We start from the raw sequence: 22,251 nt of genomic DNA on the forward strand, positions 1-22,251 counted from the left end.
CCCTCTCCCCCTCTCCCTTCCCCTCGCTCCCCACTCCTCACTTCCTCCCCCCTCCTCCCCCTGCAAAACCTGCACTACCGTCAAACTCGGCGGCAAGATGTAGCGTTTAGGCAACAAAGTACGTTGTTTTCTTGCATCATGCCCCCATCTTGCGTGCTACGTTTCCTTGGACAAAGTGTGTCCGGAACGAATCCAAACACCACGCAGGCCGATGAACCACAACGCAGCACGAAGCGAGCAGAATCGCAACCGGAATTTGCCTTTGCGGCAAGTTCTGATCGTTGCCGTTTTGCTGATCTTCGCTGTTGCCAGCGGTTGCAGCCGATTGCGGTTGCCTGCGATCGATCCGACCGGATCCTGCCTGTTCGCTCCCCTACCGACCACCACCGAACTCGCACTGCCTGGATCCGCGGGCGAAAGCTGCCTGTGCTTCAACTGCTTGCGTGGCTTCGGTTCCTGCCTGACCAACCCCTCCTTTGCTTTCCCCACCCCCGCGTTTCCCGAGCCGGTCGAGCCACCTGCGTGTGCGGCGCCGAATACCGGTGCGTTAGGGACGGCTGCGGGACCGAAATGTTCATTGCTGGGCAAGCACTGCAAAGACGACGAAGCTTGCGTTCCAAGTGCACCGTGTAATGGTTCGTGCCAAAGCGGTCCGCCGTCGATTCTGTACGGTGACGAAATCACCAACACCAATCCACGCTGTTTGCCTGATCGCGGCGAACGCGGCTGCATCTTGTTGACCCCACAGAAGATTGTCGCTCCCGTCGGCGGCGAAGTCATTTTGTTATCCGGTATTTGTGGGGCCGATGGTTATCTGCAGATGAACCAACCGCTTGAATGGATGTTGACTCCCGACAGCGTTGGCACGTTTATTCAAGTCGGTGACGACGATCCGGGGCTTCTGCACCGGATGACGGTAAAGAAACAACGTCCTGAAAAACATGATCCCTCGTACGCTCACGGTTTGACCAGCACGAAACGGATGCTGATCACACGTGGCAACCTGGATCGCAGTGACGATGTACAACTGGAAAAAGGCCAAACTTGGATCTCGATTAGCAGTCCAAGTGAAGGCACCAGTCGTGTGACGGTCTTGGCTCCCGAAAGCGAGTGCTGGGATCAACGCAAAGCCACCGCGACGATCTACTGGATCGATGCACGCTGGCAATTTCCTGGGTCACAAATCGTGCCCGCGGGAACCCCTGTTACCTTGACCACTCGAGTGACACGTGCCGAAGGCAGTTTGCCAGCACGTGGATGGAAAGTGCGTTACGAAGTACAACAACCCGAAACCGCAACGTTTGCGGGTACCAACGGTTCGTCGGTCGCCGAGGCGGTCGTCGATGAAAACGGCAACGCAACGGTAGAACTACTGCCGGTTGCGGGTACCAGCGGCACTGTCACGGTCGATATGCAAGTCATTCGACCGGGTGGCGATTCGGATAATATGCCGACGATGACGCTCGGCCGCGGACAAACCTTTGTCACCTGGAGTTCACCCCAGTTGGCTGTCCGGGCGGGCGCTCCATCGGTGGCTAGTTTTGACGTTCCTTACGAAGTCGTCGCGAACGTCTCGAACCCAGGCGACCAGCCTGCGACGAATGTCCGCGTTTCGGTCGAGTTTCCTCCGGGAACTCGCGCCGTCAGCGCGGATTCATTCGCCCAAGTCTTGCCAGGCGGCGTGCTTTGGGAAATCGGTACGATTCCAGCCAAGACGCAGTTGGACTTGTTCATGAACGTGACGTCACAGTCGTCCGGACAATTAACATTCCAAGCTCGTGGCGATAATGGATTGTTTTCAGAAGACACCGTTCGCGTCGATGTGTTCCAGCCCTCGCTTGCGATCGTCGCGCAAGCCGAAAAAGAACGCTACGAGGCGGGGGAAGAAGTCACATTTAATATCGATGTAAAAAACACCGGCAATCGTCCATTAGAAAACGTCAAACTCAATGCGTTTGGCGATCCGAACATGCTGCATCCTGAGCGAAACTCGCGGGAACTCGGTAACGCGTTGACCGACGGACCGCTGCAACCGGGCGAGACATGGCCTACAACCATCACATTCATTCCGACCGCGTCGGGACGTCGCTGCGTCAACTTTGAAGCAACTGCCGACGGCGGACAACGTGCGGTCAGCGAAGCATGTGTGACCGTGATCAATCCGATCCCCGATGCACCCGCGTTGACCGTCTCGATTGAAAGTCGCGACCGAGTTGCCACCGGCGATGAATTTGTGATTCGCACCTACGTTAACAATTCGGGACAAACACCGATCCGCGATGCACGCGTGATGTTGCAATACGATCCACAACTACAATTGCTACAGGCCACCGAAGGTGCGTCCGAACCACGTGCGGGACAAACGGTGATCCAGTGGGACGTGCCCGTCGTGAGTCCGGGACAGCGTGCCGTATTGGAAGGACAATTCCGAGCGATGGCGACCAATCCACAATCGCTCGTGCGTGTCGAGGCGGTGGCTCGAGACGGAACATCCGCAAGTGGCGAACATGTTTTCGCAATCGTCGCGGGGGCACCTCCAGCGTCGCCACCCACAGGAACCGCACCACCGTTATTGCCACCGGCGACAACGCCACCGACAATCCCCGGTGGGCCAGGCCAACTGCCACCCACGCCCGATACGGGGCCCGTGGCTCCGGCATTACCCTCAGGGCCAGCGAAATCGGATCGAGTTCAAGTCGAGATTTTTGGTCGTGACAATCCTGTTCGCGTCGGGCAGCCGATTCGCTACACGCTGCGTGTCACAAATGATTCGGATCAAGTGGATGGCGAAGTAAGTGTGCGGTTCAACTTGCCACCGGGTGTGGCGGTCGAACGGGTTACACAGCGGCGGAGTCCTACCGGCGGCGAATTCGATGTCAAAGCGGGGGCAATCTACTTGGCTGATATCCGATCGATGCGTCCCAATGAGACGGTTGAGTACGATATCGTGATGAGTAGCAATCAACCGCAAACATTCGAGTTGAATGTGGAATCGGTCAGCCGTCGCGGACCTGGCGGCGTCGACAGCGTGCAAACCGAAGTGATTCCGTAAACAAACGTAGCGTAGGCTTCCAGCCTGTGTTCACGTGGGATAGGCTTGCAACCTGTCGTTAAACATGTAAGCAAACTCATCATTGGTTTCTCGGTTTGCGTCTATCCACCGCGGCATATGCGAAGCAAACGAGCGGCCGTAGTGGATCTTGCTAAAGATCCTGCATCTGGGATGCTTTAGCAAGATCCACTACGGTGCATGTCAAGCGATTTCTTGCAAACGGTCAAAGATTGCGTCGCAGCAGCGGACGGTTGTTGGGTTCGTGCCGTCTTGGTGCAGTGGCGCCGTCTGAAGCACATTGTGCAAGTTGCACGCGTTCGTCCTGGTGCGCGGACGCCACATTCTTTCTTCGACTTTCTCGCGTCACGCGACGATGAATACATTTAGCCTGGCAGACCTCCTCCGGTCTTCTTGCAGCATCCCGAGAACACCCTCCTCGGTTCGTTGTTTTAGACAGCGAAAAAATGTCGGCGAGTCAATGAACGTCGACGCGTACCAGTCCTGAAATGATGCACAATGCGGTGCCCTCCCTTTATCGCAGCGTGTCTCTTGGTCCGCGTCGGCGTTCCTATGGCCAAGCAACCTTGTATCTCCCATTTCAATGCGCCAAGCATCCACCCCCTCCCGGAGGCACCATGGCCAAAAAAGACACTTTCCGCGTCGTCGCACGCGGTCGCGACGGTTCGTTGTTGATCCATGACTATCCAACGAGTGATCCGCTTCTAAAGATGCACGTTCAAATCGGGACGGATGACTGCAGTACCGATTTGGAACTGCGTGGGATGCCGGTGTTTCGCGGGCTGATCGGCCCGATGCCCGAAGGCAAGACGATCGTCCGTTACGAGACGCCCGACGTCTTCGAGGCGATGACCAAAGAATGGGCCAGCGCCAAGCCGCGGCGTCGAACGCGGCGTTCGGCCAAAGAGATCGCAGCTGCCGCGGCCGCATCGTAACGCGAATCGCAATGTCGCTTCGTTGGGTGAGCCGTGACGCGTAAGCGGCCGGGTCTGCTGCGGGACCCGGTGCTTTACGGCCTACGGCTGACGGGAATCCCACGCCGTACCACAACTTTCGCAGAGCGAAAGGCGACTAGGACGATGCTTGATGCGCGGCTTTTAATACCGCGCCCGTCACGCTCTCTTTGCATTTGATGATCTCCGCGGGCGTTCCCGTGGCGACGACACGTCCACCGGCACTGGCGGCCCCAGGCCCGAGGTCGATGATGTAATCGGCCGCTTGCATCAACATCGCGTTGTGCTCGACCACGACCAAGGAATGACCGTCGGCAATCAAAGCATCAAAACAATCAACCAGCCGCACGATGTCGGCAAAATGTAGTCCCGTTGTCGGTTCATCCAAAATGAACAGCGTTCGCCGACGAGAAGCCGAAGCAAGAAACGCAGCCAGTTTCATTCGCTGACCTTCGCCGCTGGACAGCGTCGGCCCGGGTTGCCCGAGTTTGATGTAGTCGAGTCCGACATCGATCAACCGCTGCAGCCGTGTTTGTGCCTTCTCTTCACCACGAAAGAACGAGACCGCTTCACGCACACTCATCTCTAACACGTCGGCAATCGTGCGATCGCGATAACGCACTTTTAAAATGTCGTCGCGATACCGTGATCCTTGGCAGCTCGGGCATCGCATCGTCACGTCCGCCAAGAACTGCATGTCGATTTGCAGCACACCGGCCCCTTCGCATTCGGGACACTGCCCTTTGTCGCTGTTGAAACTAAAGTGACCAGCGACAAGATTTCGCGTTCTTGCATCGACCGTATCGGCAAACACTTTACGAATCGCATCAAACGCTTTGACATAAGTCACCGGGCAACTGCGAGCACTCTTGCTGATCGGAGATTGGTCAATCAACATGCACTCGTCGATTTGGCCGAGCCCTGTAATCGATGCAAACGGCAACGCCGGTGTCGAATCGGAAGCTTTGCGAGTTCGGATTGCACCATACAGCGTGTCTTGAACGAGCGAGCTTTTGCCGCTGCCTGAAACGCCGGTTACCAAACACAGCACGCCGAGTGGAAAATCGACATCGACATTTTGCAGGTTGTGGCCGCTGGCACCTTTCAGTGAAATGGTGCCTCGCGGTGTACGCACCTCGCGGTCTCGCAATGTCCATCCACGTTCGCCCGTCAAAAATTGGCCGGTCAAACTCTGTTTTGCGGCCAAGAGTTGTTTTGTGGTTCCTTGAAACATCACTTTGCCGCCGGATTTTCCAGCGGTTGGTCCGATTTCGAGCACCTCATCAGCCGTGCGAATCATCGTCTCGTCATGTTCCACCACGATCACGGTATTGCCACGATCGCGCAGCCCCAAGATCGCTCCGACCAGCGTTTCGACATCCGCCGGATGCAGTCCGGCCGTTGGTTCGTCCAGCACGTACAGCATGTTGACCAGACTGCTGCCGAGCGCCGCGGTCAAGGCAACCCGCTGTGTCTCGCCTCCCGAAAGCGTTCGCAGCGTTCGATCGAGTTGCAGATAACCGAGTCCGACGGTTTGCAAGTAACCGATACGATCGCGGATTTGGGTCAGCGGTTCGGCAGCGATTTTGGCTTCGCGTTTTTCCAGTTTCACATTCGCAAAAAACGCGTCCGCTTCGTCCGCTTGCATCGATAACACGTCGGCGACGTTTTTGTCGCCCACGTAATAGGAGAGGGCGAGCGGATTAAAACGCTTTCCGTCACAGCTGGGACAGAGGTGGTAACTGCGGTATCGCGAAGCAAAAATGCGAACATGCATCTTATACTTCTTGCGGTCCAGCCAAGCAAAGAAACCATCGAGTCCGCCAAAGTCGCGGTCGGGCACCCCGCCGATGATCCACTTCAAATGCTTTTTCTTTAGCGACGAAAAGGGGGCGTCGACTGGGATGTCGTAATCGGATGCGAGTTCGAGTAGTTCCTGCAATTCATGGTTGTACGACGGGGTGTTCCAGGACGCAATTGCTCCTTCGGCAAGCGACAGTGACTTGTCGGGCACAACCAAGTCCATATCGACATCGACGACGTCACCAAACCCTTCACAGGTCGGGCATGCGCCCAAGGGATTGTTGAAATTGAACAACCGTGGCACAGGATCGGGATAATCGATGTCACACGCGTCGCAACGACGATCTCGACTGATCGTTCGCCGCAACCAGGATCGCGAATCAATTTCGACGACGTTCGCGGATTTTGGGGAATCGGAATCGGAATCGGAAGGCGAGTCGTCGCGGACCTCCGAGAAAATCACAGCGCGACCGTGTCCTTCGCCCATCGCGTTTTCCAGCGACTCGGTCAATCGCGTCAAATCGGTGTCGGCCGAGACGCGGTCGACAATCACAAAGCACTCGATTCCTTTTTTGCCCACCTTTTTCGCGAGCGCCAATCGGTCGGAATCCGAAAGGTGAAACGTTTGCTCGCCGACAACTAATCGCACGTAGCCGTCTTGCTGCAATCCCAGCAGAATCTCGCTGGCCGCTTGTCGGTCGGGCAACCAAACAGGAAACGTGATCATGGCCCGCGAGCGATCGGCGGATTGCAGCATCTCTTCGGCAATCACCGCCGGGTCATCGCTGCGAACGGGATTGCCACAGTTGTGACAGATCAGCGTTGCCGCTTTGGCGAACAACAGCCGCAAATGGTCCGCGATCTCGGTCGTCGTTCCGACAGTGCTGCGATTGGTTTTCGATCCGCCGGCCCGTGTGACCGCGATCGCCGGAGGGATTCCGTCGATCGAGTCGCAATCGGGCTTGTCCAATCGAGCCAGGAATTGGCGAGTGTACGCCGAGAAGCTTTCGATGTAGCAACGCTGGCCCTCGGCGTACAGCGTGTCGATTGCCAGCGATGTTTTGCCGCTGCCCGAAACGCCACAGAACGCGACCAATTTCCCTCGAGGGATATCGACGTCGATGTTTTGTAGGTTGTGAACGCGGCAACCGCGAACTGAGATGAAATCCGTGTTCAAGTTGTTTTTCCGTTGGAAGTGCGGACGGGGTGCGATCGTTCAGATTCAGACCGCGAAGGGACACGGCAGACCATGGCAATCGATGCGGTTGCAATCGTTGCTGACGCAAACGTTGCTGTTGCAAACCATGCGCCCTTATTCATCGCTATGTGCCTGTTTCCAGCCGTCAAATTTGTACCGAGTTGGCGAATGATCGCGTACCCCGTACGATGTGGCCTGACGATTACCCTGTATTTGCGAGAGCTACTGATGAGTGTTAATCCAATCGATTTGCAAGAGTACGGAATCCGTGTTTCAGACGTGATTCGCAACGCGACGCCGGCTCGTTTGTACGAATACGCAATTATCGATGAACACGCTGCAATTTCGGCCTCCGGAGCCCTCGCGACTCGTAGCGGTGACAAGACCGGGCGAAGTCCCAAAGACAAGCGAATCGTCGACGAACCCGAAAGCACTGACGATATATGGTGGGGCGATGTCAATATCCGGCTGACCGACCGCTCGTTTGCAATCAATCGCCAGCGGGCGATCGATTATCTAAATACTCGCTCGCGAATTTTTGTATTCGATGGATTCGCAGGCTGGGACCCGGACCACCAGTTAAAGATTCGCGTGATTGCCGAAAGTGCGTACCATGCCCTGTTTATGCACAACATGCTGATCCGTCCCACCACCGAAGAACTGCAAACGTTTGGCGAACCCGACATCACCATTTTTAATGCCGGTTCGTTCCCCGCCAACCCCTACACCGCGCAAATGACCAGCACGACGAGCGTGGACTTGTCGTTCAGGCATGGTGAGTTCGTGATTTTGGGGACCCAGTACGCTGGCGAAATGAAGAAGGGCGTGTTCACGGTGATGAACTATCTGATGCCCAAAAAGGACGTACTCAGCATGCACTGCAGTGCGAACGAATCGGCCTCCGGCAGCGTGTCGCTGTTCTTTGGTCTATCGGGAACCGGCAAGACAACGTTGTCGACCGATCCCCACCGCCGGCTGATCGGCGACGACGAGCATTGTTGGACGTCCACCGGCGTTTTTAACATCGAAGGCGGGTGTTACGCGAAAGTCATCCACTTAAGTGAAGAGAGTGAACCGGAAATCTATCAAGCGATTCGCTATGGCAGCGTGCTCGAGAATGTCGTGTTCGACGAAACCACGCATGTGGTCAATTACGATGACGCGTCGATCACCGAGAATACTCGCGTCGCTTACCCGATCGACTATATCGAAAATGCAAAGATTCCTTGCGTCGGAGGCCATCCAGACAACATTATCTTTTTGACGTGTGATGCCTTTGGCGTCTTACCACCGGTGGCAAAGCTGACGCCCGAGCAAGCGATGTATCATTTTATCAGCGGTTATACCGCAAAAGTCGCGGGCACGGAAATGAACGTCAATGAACCGACCGCGACCTTCAGTGCCTGTTTCGGAGCCGCGTTCTTGGTCTGGCATCCGGCAAAATATGCCGAGTTGTTGGCCGACCGTATTCGTCAACACGGCAGCAACGTGTGGTTGGTCAACACCGGATGGGGTGGCGGCCCCTACGGCGTGGGCAAACGCATGAGTATCAAGCACACGCGTGGGATCATTGATGCGATTCATGACGGTTCGCTGGCAAACGCCAGCACGCGAACGGATCCCGTGTTCCGCTTTGAAGTTCCTGAAACCTGTGGCGATTTGCCGAGTGAAGTGTTGTGGCCTGCGGACGCTTGGGCCGACGCTGACGCCTATCACAGCAGTGCACGGCGGTTGGCCGATTTGTTCCACGACAACTTCAAAAAGTTCGAGTCGGGAGCGAGTGAAGCGATTCGCAACGCAGGACCGGCAACGTCGTAGTGACGAATCGTCGCGAGCTTGACCTCACGGAATAATCGCTTCGGGCGGGGCGGGGGCAGATTACAATAGGTCGGTTACGGACCGACGTCACTCGCCAGGATTGACCGCCATGAAGCCAAAGAAGAAAAAAGCGATCTGCAAATGGGATCGTCGCGAAATCGAGGATTCGCTGCCGCTGTTGTTAGCGGAAGCCCGCTCGTCGACTTACGTTTGCAAGAAATGTGGCCGCACCGCGTCCGAGAAAGCGTACCTCTGTAAACCGGTCTCCGAGAAAGACATCAAGTGAGTGGTCCCTGCATGCCCCCGGTTCCCCACCCGCCCTGGTTCCCCACCCGCCGGCGGAAATCGACGCGACTTGGTTTTAGCGAACCGCTTTGACGATCGCGTTTTCCAACAACTTCTTTAGCTGCGCCGGATCGGTCGTGTCGACTTTTGCGACAAAGCCACGTTTGTGGGCAAAGCGAACTTCGTCGTGGGATTCGATCTGCGAAAAATCCAAACGCTGGCTGTCGTTGTAACGCGTCAGTCCGAATCCGTCGCCACGCCGATCAGGATAGACCAACGCCTGAATCTCGTCTTCTTTTCCTTCGCTTTCGATGAACGCGTAGATACCAAACGAAGGATCATCTGAAATCACGTCACTTTTTTCCAAGTACAACGCTTGAATCGGCGCGTCGTCGGTTTCAATCGTCCAGTACTGAGCATGCTCTTTCAGGTAGTTCAATCGCTCACGCAACGACCGCAAGTAGGTGACAATATCCTCGCCGACCATGCACATGACTTGGTACACCGGATTGTCAGGACGGAGCTCGGTATGCTTTGCAAATCGATTGAGCAACGTCGTGTCGAGCGGCGAATTAAGCTCCGACAACGCCGTCCGCGGAATCCCCATCAAGTTGGCGGTTTCGTTGGGTCCCAAAGTATCGAGCCATTCCGCGGGACGAAGCCAGGCACAGAAGGACAGCGCGTCTTCGTACAGCCCTATGCTTTGCAGCACCAGCGATAAAGCGCAAAGTGGCGGAGCATCGCGAGCGAACTGGTGATGGTCAAAGTTGTTGTGTTCGGGGTCGTGCACCCCGCCAACGTCGACGACACAGATCGATCGATCAGCCAAATCGTCATCGGTGGGCTCACGTCGCTGGATCGGAATCCCGTGCAGATGCGCCAGCAGGCAGCAGGCCAAAAAATCGTCTTTATGGGCGCCGCCCGGATGGGTCACGATCAGCTGCATGGTCATCGAGTCGCGGTATTCAGAATGGGGAGTCAAGTTTGAAGTCCGTAGGCACAAAACATACCGACAAAATGGATGGATGGAACCTGTAGCACAAGGAGGAACAAACCGGGGCCTCTGTCTCTATTCCTGAGAACCTTAGTTTCCCCAGTGCGTCGTTACTGCATTGACCAAAATGCTCTGCACTCCAGGCCGGTCCCAGACCGGCTCAATCAAAGCGTCGGACGCAGACCGTACGGCGCGGAGGGATCATGTTTGAGCAGAATATTCTGAGGCTTGATGCCTTTGTGAATGATTCCCTTTTCATCGCCCATAATGGAACAAGTTGGGCATGATGTTCACAAGAACGATGCTGTCAGAGCTAGCCAGAGGCGAACCGGATCAAAAGACACGACGAGATTCCGGTAGCTTGCACAAACCCAGTCCGCTTTGCATCTGGCCCCTTACCGATATTGTTCGTGGCAGGCGTCACAGCTTTGGGTGACGGCGCCGACGAGCGGTCCGATCTCGTACGTGTTGGATTCAATCGCAGTGGCGATTGCCGTGGCGGCTTTCGACATGTTGTTACTGAGCATGACGTATTCGTCGTCCTCGGCGTCGTCGAGCCCTTCTTTAGTCAATACCTTGCCCACCATTGCCAACAGCTGCGCGTCGCGACGGATTTGCTCGGCATTCTCTTCGGTCGATTTTTTGTCGCGGCTCGCCTGCTTCAATTTGTCTTTCAGCAATTCCGCGTACTCCATTAACGGTGATCGGTCGACGATCATCGACCAGTCGTTGTCCGGTTCGGCGTCGCGATTGGCGAGCCCGCTACCAGCGACAAGGTCTTGCAGATCGGCCTTTCGCAATTTTGCTTCGTTATAGACCTGAGCCGAACCGGCTTTGCAATTGAACGCCGTTCGGGCAATCAGGTCGCGAGCCGCCGCCGCTTGGTCTTTCCAGCGTACCTCGCCGGAGTAGTCGTTGATGATCGCGAACAGTGTCGCCAGAATCGACAGGTCCAAGCGGGCGTCTTGGTAACCGCCTCCTTTGAACGATCCAGGGGTCGAGACCACTTCGTCATAGTGAAGCTTCAGTCGTTTAATTTCATCCTCGAGCGAAGTCGGGGCAATCAGCTTGTCCCAGTCTCCACCGGCGGACGTCGATTCTTCTTCCTCGCCTGCATCACTTGACGCCATGGCGGCAACCGCAGCGGCCGAGGATGCCTTGCGAATCGTCGCGAGCGTCGGACGTGTGTCACGGAACGCTTCGTCAAGCGAATCAAAGAAAACGCCCCGTGTATCGCCCTTGCTAAACGTCGGTTTCGGTGCCCGCCGCTCTTGCCCGTCGGTCACGGCCGATAGCGACAAAACGACGAATGTTAGCAGCGTGATGCGTATGTGCAGTGCAACGAGCATGGATGAGGTTCACTCGATTGAGAAACGACTACTTGTGACGTGCTGTATTGTAGCAGAAGCTTTTGCAAAGACCGAGCCCGTCGTCCTCCGCCTGTAGCCATCTACTATCGCACTAATCGGGTGGGATTTATGGCGGAACGTCGCCATCCGCCCGGTCTGGTTCGAACGTTTTATTCGCCGCAACCGGACGGCTCGCACCGCAAACGCTACTGAAATCAATGGCACTGGACCACCGCCCGGCAGCGTGACCCCGCCGACACAAAACCGCCTACTTGCTGCTCGGCAAAGCCGTCGATCGCTGGTCGAAATAGTCAATCAAACCGTACACCTCGTGGTTCAATTCCTTCATCCGGTCCAACAGCGGCCTATACGGTTGATAGTGATTGTCGAGAATTCCTTTGTTCGAGTTCAGATTGGAGGGGTCTTTGGTGGTGTCGGTGGGGTCATTGTCTTGGTACTTAAACCAATGCCATCCGACACAAACCTTTGATTCCATCAAGTCGAGGCAAAAATTTTGATAGAACAGCCCACGGTCGGTTTGGGTTGGGACGCACCATCCGGCACCGCTTTGGTTGGTAAGACCCACCGCGTCCATTCCTTTGGCGTAGTATTCCGTGACGATCAGCGGTTTGCCCACCTCGGCGGCAAGTGCACTGGCTTTGCTTGCCGGTGACCATTGTCCGTAAAGGTTGTAACAGAACGCATCCACATACTTGCCGATGACATCGAGCGACGCGTTGCGTGAATACAGCCTAGGACCGAGCAGCATGTGGTTGGGATCGACTTGCTTGATCGCTCTTGCCACCGTGCCGAGATACTTTTCCATCACCAGTTCGTCAAACTTCGCTCGGTCCGATGAGGTCAGGTCCTCCACCGTCGCATCGTCGCCATGTTGAGCTTTTAGAAAAATGATCGCGGCGACATAGCCAGGTTCGTTTTTGTCCAATCGAAGATAGCGGTCGATCATGTCGGGTTTCAGCGGAAGCTCGTTGTCAAAAAAATGGCCAAGCAGATTTGGGTCTTCCTTGTGTTGAGTGATTCGTTCGCGTGCATGTTTCGTGCAAAAAGCTTCCCATCCTGGATGAAAGACCAAGATGCAGTCCTCGGGATAGTTGGCATGACCCGAACCGCGACGGGTTCGCCCCTTGCTAAACGTGGTCATGAAATTCCAGTTGACGCAGTAGGAAAAGCCATCGCTATGGTCTTGGATCAGATCATCGTCCGTCCAAGCTCCGGTTCCCGTGAAACCATGATCGCGAAGTAGCGTGACTGTTCGCGTCGCCCAATCGGCTTTACTTTGGAATGTTTGAGCAAAGGCTTTCCGCTGAGCCGGCCCGGTTCCAATGCCCACCGAGACGATCCCACGGTTGATGTGACGATACCCTTCGGGATCGATGATCCACCAGCGTCCATCCTTTTGCAGAGTATAGAAAAACCCAGTACTCGGTTCTCGCTGGTCCATGCGGCTGCCGTACTTGTTGAGTGGGGGCTCAAAAGCTTGGTAGTTTTCCAGCGTATCGATCGTCCGCGTCGGGCGGTCTTTCCAGCGGTGCTGTGGTTTGGCTTTTGCTTTGACGATGATCGTTTCCGCGCCAAAAAGCAATGGCGACAACAACACCAACGACGCGGCCACGAAAACAGTTCGGAATGTAGTCATCAGAAACGGCTGACCTTGAAAATCAAATGAAAACGCCACCCGACCGGGCCGACGATCAAGGAGAACCAACCGGGAAGCTGACAGCAATCAAGGTAGTCCGCGACGAACTCGACGCAAGACTCCAAGAGCTCCGTTATAAACCTGCTGCAGACGTCGTGTTGTCCTTGGATTGATTCCAACTTTGGAAATTTGAAATGAATAATGTGAATGCCAAAGTGGATTGACCACCTTCCATGGCCGAGTAGCAGAAAATAAGCCGAGCAGCGGAAAATAAAGGGTGGTAGCTGCACTTGTCAATTGTTTCGTTCATACTATCAACCGGCATTCTCGCCGCCACTTCATTCTTCTTCACCTGCTTTATCCGTCCATGTGAACCCATGATACTTTTTACCAATGACATTCGCCGTGGTACATGCGATCGACCGCGGTTCTACGTGGCACGATTTCTGGTGGTGACGATTGCCTTGGCAAACGGCTTTTCGAGTTGGAATTCTGCTGGCTTACAAGCCGATGAACCTGAATCGCAACCGAAGCAGTCCGAGATCGCTGCCAATCAACCGCCCAATGTCCTGTTTATCGCTGTCGACGATTTGAATGATTGGGTGGGATGTCTGGGGGGAAATCCCGATGCCCAAACGCCCAACATGGACGACTTTGCCAAGCACAGTGTGCTGTTTCGCAACGCGCACTGCCAAGTCGCACTTTGCAATGCATCACGCACCTCGGTGCTGACCGGAATGTATGCATCGACGACCGGGATCTATGGAAACAGTCTGAAACGTGCCGGTTCGGTTTATCGTTCGGCAACCCAGATGCCGGCTTGGTTTCGCGACAATGGTTACCACACGATGTGCATGGGAAAAATCTATCACAACGACCATGGCAAAAAGGCTTACTGGGATTCGGTGGGGCCAAAAACACTGCGATGGGGGCCTGAGCCTCCGAACGGAAGGCAGTTTGCAGAGCGATTTGGCGATCGGGCAAAAGACACGTTGGCGTGGGCGGCGCTGGACATCGAGCCGGGCGAAATGCCCGACGAGCAAGTCGCGGCCTGGGCGAAAACGCAATTGGATCAAAAGCACGAGAAACCCTTCTTTCTTGCGATCGGGTTCTACAAGCCTCACACCCCAATGACTGCTCCGAAGCGATATTTCGACCAGTTCGATCGTGAAAAACTGACGATGCCAGCCGTGCTTGAGAACGACTTGGATGATGTTCCCGAGATTGGACGGCGATGGGTGCTCGACCGCGATGATTTGATCGCCGATGACGCCGTCGATCAGTACAGCCCGACGTATCGGCGTGAACTGGTGCATGCCTATCACGCCTGCGTGGCGTTGACCGACGATTGCATCGGGCAAGTGCTGTCGCATCTGCGAGACAGTCGCTATGCCAACAACACCGTTGTCGTGCTTTGGTCGGATCACGGTTGGCATCTCGGCGAAAAACAACACTGGCGAAAATGGATGCCATGGGAAGAGTCCACGCGTAGCTTTTTGGCGGTCCACGTGCCCGGAGTGTCCGCCGATGGAAGCATATGCGACCGCACAGTCGGGCTGATCGACATCTTTCCAACGCTCGCCGAAGTTTGCAATTTAGAGCCGCCGGCTCAACTGCAAGGCCAAAGTTTTCGTCGGCTGCTGGTGAACCCCGATGACGCATGGGATCGACCTGCATTGACCTCGACGACCGCCGGTAACCACACCGTTCGCTCAGAACGATGGCGTTACATTCGCTATCGCGACGGTTCCGAAGAACTCTATGACCACAGCAAAGATCCCAATGAGTGGACCAATCTAGCCGATCAACCTGAGTTGAAAGAAGTCAAAAAACAACATGGTCAGTGGATCGAGACATTAACCGAAGGTGAAATTATCCAATGAATAATCCCAAATCGAATCGCCGATACTTTCACGTCGTGTCGCTATCGGTGGGCCTGCTTTGCCTTGGCGTGACAAGCCAAGCCAAAGCGGATGCCGAAACACGGCCTTCCGATTCAAGCCCTCCTAATGTGATCATGCTGATGAGCGACGATCAAGGTTGGGGGGATGTCGGGTTCAACGGCAACAATGACATTCATACTCCGAACCTCGACGCGATGGCTGCCGGTGGCATGCGGATGGACCGTTTTTACGCCGCCGCGTCCCTCTGCTCGCCGACTCGCGGCAGTTGTTTAACAGGACGATATCCCTTTCGCTATGGAATCCTCGCCGCGCACACCGGTGGGATGCGCGTGGGCGAAACAACGATTCCTGAATTGTTGAAAAAGAAAGGTTACCGAAGCGGCTTTTTTGGCAAGTGGCATGTCGGCTGGGTCAAACCCGACGATGTCAGCGCTCGTGGCTTTTACTCGCCGCCATCACACCATGGGTACGATCACTACTTTGCCACCACAAGTGCGGTACCGACCTGGAACCCTACGGTGACACCCGAGCAGTGGGAGAGTTGGGGGAACGAGGAAGGCAAGCCATGGAAGGGAGGAATGCCCTATGTCCAAGATGGCAAGGAGGTGTCCGAGAATATGGCGGGCGATGATAGTCGTATCATCATGGATCGCGTGATCCCGTTTATCAAAGCCAGCAAGGATAAGCCGTTTTTGGCAACGGTTTGGTTCCACGCTCCACACGAACCGGTGGTCGCGGGCGAAGAATACAAAAAACGCTACAAGAAATTTGGCAAGTCGCGTCAAAATTACTACGGCTGTATCACGGCCATGGACGAGCAGATTGGTCGATTGCGAACCAAGCTGCGTGAACTTGGCATCGAAAAACGCACGCTTGTCTTGTTCTGCAGCGACAACGGCCCTTCCGACGGTTTGGCCAAAAAGGGTGTCGCTTCGGCAGGCCCGTTTCATGGACACAAACACACGATGTACGAGGGCGGGTTGTTGGTTCCGGCCTGTGCTGAATGGCCTGGCGTGATCCCGCCCGGTACGACAACCGATGTGCGTTGTTCGACCGTGGATTTTTTGCCCACTATCGCAAATGCCTGTCAGGTCGAGTCGGCCATCAAGTCCTCGCTGCCGATCGACGGGATCAACCTGATGCCGCTGCTGACGGAAAAGGTTAAAACGCAAGAGCGAGAGCTGTTTTTCGGCTATCGTCGCCTGCAAGGTGGGATCGATGGCAAGGCGATCATTTCGGGGAATTGGAAGTTGTTGCAAGAAGCGAAAAAAGGCGGCAAGATTCGTTTGTTCGATCTGAGCGAAGACCCGTACGAACAAAACGATCTGGCGGCAACTTCGCCCGAACGCTTGTCAGTTCTGAGTCAAAAGCTAGCCGAAATCGAAGCGAGTTGCCAGCGAAGCCGCGATGGCGCCGACTACCGTTACTAAGGAACGTTGGCACATTAAGTGGCGGGATGATGCGTAGCGAAATTCGTCAAGACTTTCGTGAATCGGCGAACAGGTCGAAACTCTTGACGAGTTCCGCTACGTCGCTAATGGTGCGAAAATAGGCGGCAAACTATCCGACTCGGCGTCCGAACACCCACCATTCGGTTGCCAGGATCGCTAACATGCCGAGCAGTAGCCACCGCCAATACTCTTGGCGTTTTTCGACTCCGGCGACTTTGCCTTCGACCGATTCGTAACCCAGTTCGATGCTTTCGGTCGCCGCGATCGTACTCTCGCTGCGGTTAAACAAGTTGATCGAAAACATGTCGACGATACGCTCGCCCGATTTTACACGGTAATTACCGGGCGAATCAGTCTCGACGATCTCAGTGACGCCCGACGGGCCAACCGGAATCGATGTCGTTTTGTCGCCCAAACGTTGTACGTCGACATTGCTGATTGCACTTTCGACTCGCAACCGCACCGTATCGCCGGGCGTGTACGAGGGAGCTCCACTGACTTCGGCGGCTCCCGCTAAATAACGCAGCACATTCAAGATAAACACAGGCCACGAGCGTTCGGCATACCAATTGGTGTTCGTTTGCGTTGCACCGTCAGCGTCGCTGCTGATCAACTCAAACCCTAACACCAGATCTTGGTAACCATCACGCGGCGCGATCGTCAGCATCGGGCCGATGTCGGCGCCGAGTAACTCGGTGCTGCCCGCGGGGCCCTCGACCGAGCGTCCTTGGAAGATCAACAGCGAAAACAATTCCAAGTACCGCATCAAGGGATGTGTGCGGTCCATGTCGATCAGTGCCACACCGGACGGTTCACTTTTCCATTTCCATGCATCATTAGAGGTGCCATCGGTGTTGGAAACTTTGTTGCTCGGAAGCGCGCCAATGAAAAAGGTGTTAGTTCGCGGCATCGTTTCAGGCGAACAGCGATCGTAGATGATCAAGTCATCGTTGCCCGCCTCGGACCGCTGTTTGTAGGAATCGGTGGCCATGAATTCGGGTGGCACAAATTCGGATTGGCAAATTTTGCCCGCCTTCGATGTCGACAGCGCCATTTCCAGAGGCGTGTTCCCCGGCGTGACCACCAACACCGAGACGTTTCGCATCGGCGTCAACGCTGCATAAGCGACGTTATCAATCGCCAGGTCGTCTTTGATGTCCAACGCCAGTTTCAACGAGATCGCTTCTTCGCTTTCGATCGAAAACGACAAACCCGCTTGTTCGCCGACCGGCAAATCGACACTCGACGCGTCTAACAGTTCGTCGTCTAGGGTTAACGTCGCGGTCGCCGATGCTTGTCCTGTGCCTAGATTTAAAACGGTGGCAAAGATCTGAACCTGTTCAGGTTTTTCGATATTTCGTTCTGCAGAAAACGCGGTGATCGCCAAATTGGTCACGTCGCCCGAGCCGATTGGGATGTAGGTAGGCGTTAAATTTCCGAGGTCAAACTCGGTTACCGTTTGGAAGCCTCCGTCGCTGTACAGCAGCAAATCGGCAGGCATCGCGTCGGCGACTTGCACATCGTTCACATCGCCTGCTTCGCTGGTCCGTCGCGGGTTCGCCAGTCCGTCGGCCGCCTTCAGCGCGCCGAGCACATCGGTCGGACGGTTGGTCACCTCGGCACGCGATAGCGCGTCACGTAATCGGTTGCGATCCGACGTGAACGATTGCAGAACCTCGGCGCGATCACTAAACGAAACCAACATTGCCGTTTCGCTGTCGGACATCGCCTCGATCCGCTCGGATACCAATCGTTTAGCCCGTTCAAAACGATTGGCGTCATCATCGACGTCGGTCGTCTGCATGCTGGCCGAAGTATCGATCAAAAACACCAAACGGCCCTGGCTCGATGTCTCGCCGCGAACGCCGGGACGCAACATCGCAAATGCCGCAAGTGCGACGATCAGCAATTGTAAAAACAGCAAAATGCTGCGGCGAAGTCGTTGCAGCAAACTATTGACGTGCAGGTCCTCGATCGTCTTTTTCCACAAAAACGTGCTCGGAACCTCGACCGCTTCACGCCGGAGTTTTAAGAAATACAGCAGGATGATGCCGATCGGGATCAGCGAAAACAGGGCCCAGTGCAGCGGCGTTAGGGTGGAAATCCAACTCATCGCACCACCCCACGCTCACGAAGATAGCGAGTCACAATCGTCTCGACCGGTGTGTCGGTGCGAACGGGAATGTAAATGATCGATCGTTTCGAACAAAAATGTTTTGCGGAATTCATGAACGCTTGAACGGTCTCTTTGTATTTGTTCAGCACATGAGCGTTGATTGTGATCTCGGCTTCGTCACGGTCTTCGACATCGATCAATTTGCGGTCGCCTCGCAGCGGCGGATCGATTTCTTCGGGCGACAGAATGTGCATTACAAACACATCCATCCGTCGTCCGATCAACATTCGCAGCGCCGATTCGTAACCCTCTTTGTCCATCAAATCGGTTAACAGCACCGCGACCCCGGTGCCGGTCGCCCGCAAAGCAAACTCTTTCACGCCATCGTGCAGTGAAACGTTGTGACCACTTTGCACTGAATCGAGATACGCCAACATTTTCCATAAACTTGCTCGCCCGCGGAGCACCGGCGCCCGCCGGCCTTCGGGACCAAGCACCGACACGCTGACGCGGTCCGCGCGACACAAGCCGACGTAACCGAGCGCGGCCGCCATCTGTTTCGCGACGCGAAGTTTGGTGGGATCGCCAAAGTTCATCGATTCGCTGGCGTCAATCAACGAAAAGAAGTGCAGGTCTTCTTCCTCGAGAAACAACTTCAAAAACAATTGGTCCAGCCGCGCGTACAGGTTCCAATCGATCAGTCGCAAATCGTCGCCGGCGACGTAGTGACGAAAATCGGCGAACTCGACGCTTTCCCCTTTGCGTCGGCTGCGGCGTTCGCCTTTCATCCGTCCACGAAAGACTTTGCGTGAGACAAGTTCCAAACGTTCGAGTCGCCCAAGCAATTCAGGGCTGAGCAGTGGATCCGTTGCAGTCGCTGGCATGAATGTTCATCGTGAGCGGTGAAGAGCGATTTTGTGTTCCTATTTATACACGAAGTGATCTGGGGGCGGTGACCGGCTGCCATCTACTTTGCTGTTGGCACCGGCGCGAACGGGCTACTTTTGGGGGAGGGGATATTTCTGGCGGCGAAAAAGAGGACAAACACGGTCACCATGATCAACACGACCCGCAGGGTGGATCGAGGATCGAAATTCGGACGTCGGTTTTGGCGGACAATGTAAATCACCAACAGCGGACCGCCGAGAATCAGCAGCGCATTGTTCCGCAGCGCTAGCAGCACGTCGCCATGCAGCAGTGCCAATACCGCTCGCGTTGCACCGCAGCCCGGGCAATGAATCCCCGTGGCCTGGTAAAATTGGCACTTGGGGAACCAGGAACTGTTTTCGGGCTGGATCGTTTGCAGCAACATGATTCCGGTGGCGGCACAGACCACCAGCGTCGCGACGATCGCGATCAGCAATAACGGCTTGGATTTTTGATTTTCGTTCATTTCGGCCCTCAGTTTACCAGAAATTTCTAGAAAACCGCGGTGGTGTGGCCGTCCAACGGGCATCGTGACCTGGGATCGACCACGAACATTTCTCAACCGGCTTGTTTGATTCGCGACGACTTGCGACCATGTGTGCCGGCGGCGGGTCGGAAACGGCATTTTGCATTTTCGCGACCCCGCGGTGGGGCAGTAGCTTCAGCTATCGAAATCTCCTTCAAACCCATCTAAAAACTCCTATTTACCCATGTCTGAATCGACAAACGCTCACGCGAACGACGCTTTTGATGAGCCCTGTGCCATCGTGTTAGCCGCGGGCAAGGGAACTCGAATGAAGAGTGACCTGCCCAAAGTGCTCTGTCCGGTGGTCGACCGCGCGATGATCCACTTTGTGCTCGATGCATTGGAAAACGCGGGTATCAAGCGACAAATCATCGTCGTTGGCTACGAAGCGGACGCGGTCAAAAAAGAGCTTTCCAGCCGCGGTGGCAATATCGAATTTGCCTACCAAAACGAACAACTCGGCACCGGTCACGCGGTCCAAATCTGTCGCCCCGCACTCGAAAAGCAGACGGGGCCGACGATCGTTGTTGCAGGCGATTCGCCACTGATTCAATCGACCAGCTTAAAAAAATGCCTCGATCATTTCCGCGAAACCAAGCCCGCCTTGTTGCTCGGAACGCTCGAAAAAGAAAATCCCGAAGGTTTGGGACGGATCGTGCGTGACGCCGCAGGCGAGTTCATCGGTATCGTCGAACATAAAGACGCCAGCGAAGAACAGCGTAAGATCACCGAAGTCAACATGAGTACTTACCTGTTCAACACCCCGGACCTGTTGGACGCATTGTCAAAATTAAGTAATGACAACGCCCAAGGCGAGTACTATCTAACCGATACCGCCAAGTTGCTTCGCGAAGCCGGGCGGCCTGTCGAAGCGATCGCAGTGCTGAAGCCTTGCGAATCGCTTTCGATCAATAATACAGATGAGTTGAAACTAGTCGACGAAACGATGCGATCGATGGGGTATGCATAAGCTGACATGCGTGAATTGAAAATCTTCAGCGGCCGAGCCAATCTCGATCTCACCACCAAGATCTGCAAGCATCTGCATCTTGAACCAGCGAAAATTACGCTGGGCAAATTTCCTGACGGCGAAAACTACTGCAAACTCGATGAAGACGTCCGCGGTCGTGACGTGTTTTTGGTCCAACCGACGTCGCCACCGGTCAACGACAACTTGTTCGAGTTGTTGGTGATGATCGATTGCTGTAAACGAGCCAGCGCGGAACGGATCACCGCCGTGATCCCCTATTTTGGCTATGCTCGGCAAGACCGCAAAGACGAAGGCCGAGTGCCGATCACCGCAAAATTGGTCGCCAACGTGATCGCGCGAGCCGGCGCGGATCGTGTGCTGACGATGGATTTGCATGCGGCTCAGATCCAAGGTTTCTTTGACGTGCCGGTCGATCACTTGTACGCCGCGCCCGTTTTGAACGACCACTTTCTCGCTCGCGGGTTGAAAGACGAAGAGATCGTCGTGGTCAGCCCCGATGAGGGCAGCATCAAACGGGCCGTCGGACACGGCAAACGACTCGGCGGCGCGCTAGCGATCGTCGACAAACGACGGACCAGTGCGACCGAGGTTCGCCAAAGTACGATCATCGGTGGCCCGGTCGAAGGCAAAGTCGCTCTGTTGTTCGACGACATGATCAGCACCGCAGGGTCGATCTGCGGTGCCGCCCGCTTGGTTCACCAAGCAGGTGCCAAAGAGATCCATATTGCTTGTACGCACGGCATTTTGTGTGGACCGGCGATCGAGCGGCTTCGCGAAGCTCCGATCGATTCGATCATCGTGACCGATTCGATCCCGTTGCCAGCGGAAAAGCAATTGCCCAACATGGTTCAATTGAGCGTCGCCCCGCTGTTGGCCGAAGCCATCAAGCGGATCCACCACGACCAATCGATCAGCGAACTGTTCCGCGAACGCTAGAGGCGCCGCGTTTCAAGTCCGGCTTTCTGGTTCCCCGGCTCTGCCTGGGAACGAGCGTTTCAGGTCCGACGGAAATTTTTTGGGTGTTTGCGCAAGCAATGGCGACGACTCGAAAAAACACCTTCGTTTTGCAGTCCATGGTTAGCGTTTTGTGAAGAAAACACCGTAAAACGCTTTGCTATCTGCCCTAATTCGCTAAGAATTCTCACGCGGCTGCTCTTTCGCGAGCCGAGCGAAATTAGCTACGGTCCCTCTTGATGTTCTTTCCGGCGT

General features: G+C 55.3%; 16 protein-coding genes. 8 read left to right on the forward strand and 8 right to left on the reverse strand.

Annotation, left to right across the window (positions count from 1 at the left end):
• The first annotated feature begins 211 nt into the window (after window positions 1–211).
• Together ABD971_RS31980 and ABD971_RS31985 are read left to right on the forward strand one after the other, a co-directional pair.
• A complete protein-coding gene (locus tag ABD971_RS31980; protein WP_345327777.1) occupies window positions 212–3,052 on the forward strand; it encodes a COG1361 family protein in 2,841 nt (946 codons plus the stop codon).
• Window positions 3,053–3,687: 635 nt separating this feature from the next.
• Complete coding sequence (locus tag ABD971_RS31985) at window positions 3,688–4,005, forward strand: hypothetical protein (protein WP_008703314.1); 318 nt, start codon at window positions 3,688–3,690, stop codon at window positions 4,003–4,005.
• Between the two features lie 136 nt (window positions 4,006–4,141).
• Here ABD971_RS31985 and uvrA read toward each other — a convergent pair whose 3' ends face one another.
• Window positions 4,142–7,003: an excinuclease ABC subunit UvrA gene (gene uvrA, locus ABD971_RS31990; RefSeq protein ID WP_345327778.1), complete on the reverse strand. Its 2,862-nt coding sequence runs from the start codon at window positions 7,001–7,003 to the stop codon at window positions 4,142–4,144.
• Window positions 7,004–7,252: 249 nt separating this feature from the next.
• Between uvrA and pckA the strand changes: the two genes are divergently transcribed.
• Entirely contained in the window at window positions 7,253–8,842 is a 1,590-nt protein-coding gene (gene pckA / locus ABD971_RS31995; protein WP_345327779.1) for a phosphoenolpyruvate carboxykinase (ATP), read from the forward strand.
• Window positions 8,843–8,951: 109 nt separating this feature from the next.
• Complete coding sequence (locus tag ABD971_RS32000; protein WP_339945272.1) at window positions 8,952–9,128, forward strand: hypothetical protein; 177 nt, start codon at window positions 8,952–8,954, stop codon at window positions 9,126–9,128.
• A 75-nt stretch (window positions 9,129–9,203) separates the two neighbouring features.
• Here ABD971_RS32000 and ABD971_RS32005 read toward each other — a convergent pair whose 3' ends face one another.
• The 4 genes from ABD971_RS32005 to ABD971_RS32020 form a co-directional block, all read right to left on the reverse strand.
• Window positions 9,204–10,109, reverse strand: a complete 906-nt coding sequence (locus ABD971_RS32005) for an MYG1 family protein (protein WP_345327780.1) — start codon at window positions 10,107–10,109, stop codon at window positions 9,204–9,206.
• 407 nt (window positions 10,110–10,516) lie between these two features.
• Window positions 10,517–11,470, reverse strand: coding sequence for a hypothetical protein (locus ABD971_RS32010; RefSeq protein WP_345327781.1), 954 nt, complete (start codon window positions 11,468–11,470; stop codon window positions 10,517–10,519).
• 268 nt (window positions 11,471–11,738) lie between these two features.
• A complete protein-coding gene (locus ABD971_RS32015) occupies window positions 11,739–13,127 on the reverse strand; it encodes a hypothetical protein (RefSeq protein ID WP_345327782.1) in 1,389 nt (462 codons plus the stop codon).
• A 133-nt stretch (window positions 13,128–13,260) separates the two neighbouring features.
• Window positions 13,261–13,479: a hypothetical protein gene (locus ABD971_RS32020; RefSeq protein ID WP_339945267.1), complete on the reverse strand. Its 219-nt coding sequence runs from the start codon at window positions 13,477–13,479 to the stop codon at window positions 13,261–13,263.
• A 25-nt stretch (window positions 13,480–13,504) separates the two neighbouring features.
• On the opposite strand from ABD971_RS32020, the gene ABD971_RS32025 reads away from it, so the two are divergent.
• Together ABD971_RS32025 and ABD971_RS32030 are read left to right on the forward strand one after the other, a co-directional pair.
• Window positions 13,505–15,010 (forward strand): sulfatase, encoded by a 1,506-nt coding sequence (locus ABD971_RS32025; protein WP_345327783.1) that lies wholly within the window; start codon window positions 13,505–13,507, stop codon window positions 15,008–15,010.
• A complete protein-coding gene (locus ABD971_RS32030; RefSeq protein WP_345327784.1) occupies window positions 15,007–16,461 on the forward strand; it encodes a sulfatase-like hydrolase/transferase in 1,455 nt (484 codons plus the stop codon). The genes ABD971_RS32025 and ABD971_RS32030 overlap by 4 nt, the downstream gene beginning before the upstream one ends.
• A gap of 130 nt (window positions 16,462–16,591) precedes the next feature.
• Here ABD971_RS32030 and ABD971_RS32035 read toward each other — a convergent pair whose 3' ends face one another.
• The 3 genes from ABD971_RS32035 to ABD971_RS32045 form a co-directional block, all read right to left on the reverse strand.
• Window positions 16,592–18,595: a vWA domain-containing protein gene (locus tag ABD971_RS32035; RefSeq protein ID WP_345327785.1), complete on the reverse strand. Its 2,004-nt coding sequence runs from the start codon at window positions 18,593–18,595 to the stop codon at window positions 16,592–16,594.
• Complete coding sequence (locus ABD971_RS32040) at window positions 18,592–19,482, reverse strand: DUF58 domain-containing protein (protein ID WP_040769351.1); 891 nt, start codon at window positions 19,480–19,482, stop codon at window positions 18,592–18,594. The genes ABD971_RS32035 and ABD971_RS32040 overlap by 4 nt, the downstream gene beginning before the upstream one ends.
• Before the next feature lie 83 nt (window positions 19,483–19,565).
• Window positions 19,566–19,991, reverse strand: a complete 426-nt coding sequence (locus tag ABD971_RS32045; protein ID WP_345327786.1) for a DUF2752 domain-containing protein — start codon at window positions 19,989–19,991, stop codon at window positions 19,566–19,568.
• A gap of 244 nt (window positions 19,992–20,235) precedes the next feature.
• Here ABD971_RS32045 and ABD971_RS32050 point away from each other — a divergent pair, with 244 nt between their 5' ends.
• The gene (locus tag ABD971_RS32050; protein WP_345327787.1) at window positions 20,236–21,021 is read left to right on the forward strand and encodes a sugar phosphate nucleotidyltransferase; all 786 of its coding nucleotides are present in this window, start codon (window positions 20,236–20,238) and stop codon (window positions 21,019–21,021) included.
• 6 nt (window positions 21,022–21,027) lie between these two features.
• A complete protein-coding gene (locus tag ABD971_RS32055) occupies window positions 21,028–21,978 on the forward strand; it encodes a ribose-phosphate diphosphokinase (RefSeq protein WP_339945253.1) in 951 nt (316 codons plus the stop codon).
• The last annotated feature ends 273 nt before the right edge of the window (window positions 21,979–22,251 follow it).

The organism is Novipirellula rosea, from assembly GCF_039541335.1.
Classification (GTDB): domain Bacteria; phylum Planctomycetota; class Planctomycetia; order Pirellulales; family Pirellulaceae; genus Novipirellula; species Novipirellula rosea.